We start from the raw sequence: 3,153 nt of genomic DNA, 5'->3' as shown, positions 1-3,153 counted from the left end.
CCGGCCGCGCGCCTTCGGGCCGGCGCCGCCACGAGCAACATCACCCCGCCGCTGGGCGGCGCGATCGTCGGCGGCTGGGCGCCGTTTCCTGCCACCTACATCCACGACGAGCTGCACGCGCGCAGCCTCGTGCTCGACGATGGCGCCTCGCGCCTGGCGATCGTCGTGGTCGACAGCCTCGGCGTGCCGAGGTACGTCCTGGATCGCGCCCGGCACCTCGCCACCGAGCACACGGGGATCCCGGCCGAGCGCATCCTGATCAGCGCGACGCACACGCACTCGGCGACGTCGGCCCTGGGCGATCGCTGGTCGCCCGCCGACTACGATCTGGCGCCCACGCTCGACGCCTATCAGGCCTTCCTCGCGTCGCGCATCGCCGATGGCATCCGCCAGGCGGTCGCCAACCTGCAGCCGGCCCAGATCGCCTGGGGCCGCGCCACCCTGGCCGACGAGGTCTTCAATCGCCGGTGGTTCATGCAGCCGGGGCCGCACCTGGGCAATCCCTTCGGCGGGATGGATCGGGTGGCGATGAACCCGGGCGTCGGCAGCCCGCATCTGATCGAGGCGGCCGGACCGACCGACCCCGAGATCGCGTTCGTCGCCGTCCGCACGCCGCAGGGGCAACCGATCGCGGTGCTGGCCAACTACTCGCTCCACTACGTGGGCGGCGTGCCGCAGGGGCACGTGTCGGCCGACTACTTCGGCGTGTTCGCCCGCACCCTGGCGCGACTGCTCGGCGAGGATCACGCCGAGTCGCGGTTCGTGGCGATGCTCTCCAACGGCACGAGTGGCGACATCAACAACGTGGACGTGCGGGGTGGGCAGGCGCGACTCGCGCCGTACGAACGGATGACGCGCGTGGCCACGCGCGTGGCGGCGGAGGTCTATCAGGCGATGCAGCCGCTGACGTGGCGGGATCACGCGCCGCTGACGGCGGCGCAGCGCACCGTCACGTTGCAGCGCCGTCCCATCACGCCTGCGCTGACGGCCTGGGCCAGGGAGGCCCTGGCGCGCCCCGTCGATGCGCCGACGCATCCGCGCGAGCGCATCTACGCCGAGCGGATTCAGGGCAGCGCCGGTGCCCCGCCGTCGCTGGAGGTGGTCCTGCAGGCCTTCGCGATCGGCGACCTCGCCATCACGACGTTCCCGTTCGAGGTCTTCGCCGAGATCGGCCTCGAGATCAAGGCGAAGAGCCCCTTCGTGCAGACCTTCACGACCTCGCTGGCCAACGGCTCCGAGGGGTATCTCCCCACCCGGCGCCAGCACGAGCTCGGGGGATACGAAACCTGGCTTGGCACCAATCGCGTGGAACTGGACGCGGCACGGCTGATGACCGACGCGCTGTTGCAGATGCTGGCCGACCTCAAGGCGTCCGCGCCCGCGGCGCGTCCGGCGCCATGAGACCGCGGACGTCGCGCCGGTCGCGTGGTCTGGCCCTGACCGCGCTGGCCGTGGTCGGGCTCGTGGCCTCCATCCGCATGCAGGCCGAGCCCGTGCCCCGAGGCACCGTGGCGACGCGCGACGATCGCCCCGCGCTCTCGCCAACCGAAGCCCTCGCGAGCTTCGTGCTCGAGCCTGGCTACCGCCTCGACCTGGTGGCCGCCGAGCCGCTGGTGCAGGACCCGGTGGCCATCGCCTTCGACGAGCTCGGGCGGCTCTTCGTCGTGGAGAACCGCGGCTATCCCGACCCGCTCGAGGGGCAGCCGGCCGAGCCGCCGCGGGGCGGCGTGGCGCTGCTCACCGACAGCGACCGCGACGGCCGCTTCGACACGCGCACCGAGTTCGCCACCGGCCTGACCTACCCGAACGGCCTCATGGTGTGGGACGGCGGCGTGTTCGTCACCGTGGCGCCCGACCTGCTCTACCTGAAGGACACCGACGGCGACGGCGTCGCCGACGAGCGCCGCGTCGCGCTCACCGGGTTCAGTGCGACCCGCACGGCGCAGATCCGCTTCAGCCATCCCACGCTGGGCCCCGACGGCTGGATCTACTTCACCAGCGGACTCAATGGCGGGCGGGTCACGTCGCCGGCGCATCCCGAGCGTCCGCCCGTGGTCTTCAGCACGAGCGACTCCCGGTATCACCCCGTGACGGGTGCGTTCGAACTCGTGGGTGGCCAGGGACAGTACGGCCTGACCTTCGACGATGAGGGACGGCGCTTCATCTGCGCGAATCGTCATCCGGTGTGGCAGGTGATGCTGGAACCGGAGCAACTGCAGCGCAATCCGCGCCTCGCGTTCTCGGACACGGTGCAGGAGGTCTCGGCCGTGGGCGCCGAGGCCTCGGTATGGCCGCTGACGCGCGACCTCACCACGGCCTCGTTCCATCCCACGCTGATCACGACCCCGCACGCCGGCACGTTCACCTCTGCCAGCGGCGTCCACATCCACCGCGGCGACGCCCTGCCGAGCGGACACGCCGGCAGCATCTTCGTCGCCGAGTCGGCGCAGAACCTCGTGCAACGTCAGGTGCGGCGGCCGAGTGGGGTGTCGTTCCGATCGACCCCCGCGCGCGACGGCGTCGAGTTCCTCGCCTCGCGCGACAGCTGGTTCCGCCCGGTCTTCCTCGCCAACGGTCCCGACGGTGCCCTCTATGTCGTGGACATGTACCGCAAGGACATCGACCACCCGGCCTACGTGCCCGAGGAGAGCCGTCGTCACTTCGACTTCACGGCCGGGCGCGGCCTGGGGCGGATCTATCGCCTCGCGGCCCGCGAGCGTGGCCCGGCGGCGCTGGCCGTCGACCTGGCGACGGCGACCAATGCGCAGGTGCTGAGCGCGCTGGCCCGGCCCAATGCCTGGTGGCGCGAGACGGCGCAGCGCCTGCTCGTCGAACGACGGGCCGTCGACGTGGCGCCCGACCTGCGCCTGCTGGCCTCGCGCGGGCCCGTGCTGGCGCGCCTGCATGCGCTGTGGACGCTCGATGCGCTCGACGTCCTGCAGGCGCCCGAACTGCGCCGCGCGTTGCGTGACGAGGCCGCCGCGGTGCGCGAGAACGCCGTCCGGATCCTCGAGCGGCGGATGACGGCGACACCGTCGCTCGTCGACGACCTGCTGCCGCTCGTCGACGACCGGGATGCCCGCGTGCGCCTGCACGTGGCCGCGGCGCTCGGCGTGTCGGCCGATCCGCGGGCGGTCACCGCGCTGGCGGCGC

Annotated in this window: 2 protein-coding genes; both read left to right on the top strand. The window is 72.4% G+C overall.

The features are described from left to right. A partial coding sequence (locus Q0C41_RS30860; protein ID WP_291990798.1) for a neutral/alkaline non-lysosomal ceramidase N-terminal domain-containing protein occupies window positions 1-1,401 on the top strand: 1,401 nt, incomplete at its 5' end. Next, window positions 1,398-3,153, top strand: a 1,756-nt coding sequence (locus tag Q0C41_RS30855; protein ID WP_291990796.1) for a PVC-type heme-binding CxxCH protein, incomplete at its 3' end; no start/stop codon positions are given. The genes Q0C41_RS30860 and Q0C41_RS30855, both read left to right, overlap by 4 nt.

Source organism: Luteitalea sp., assembly GCF_022842525.1.
Taxonomy (GTDB): domain Bacteria; phylum Acidobacteriota; class Vicinamibacteria; order Vicinamibacterales; family Vicinamibacteraceae; genus Luteitalea.
This window is presented reverse-complemented; position numbering and strand designations above follow the sequence as displayed.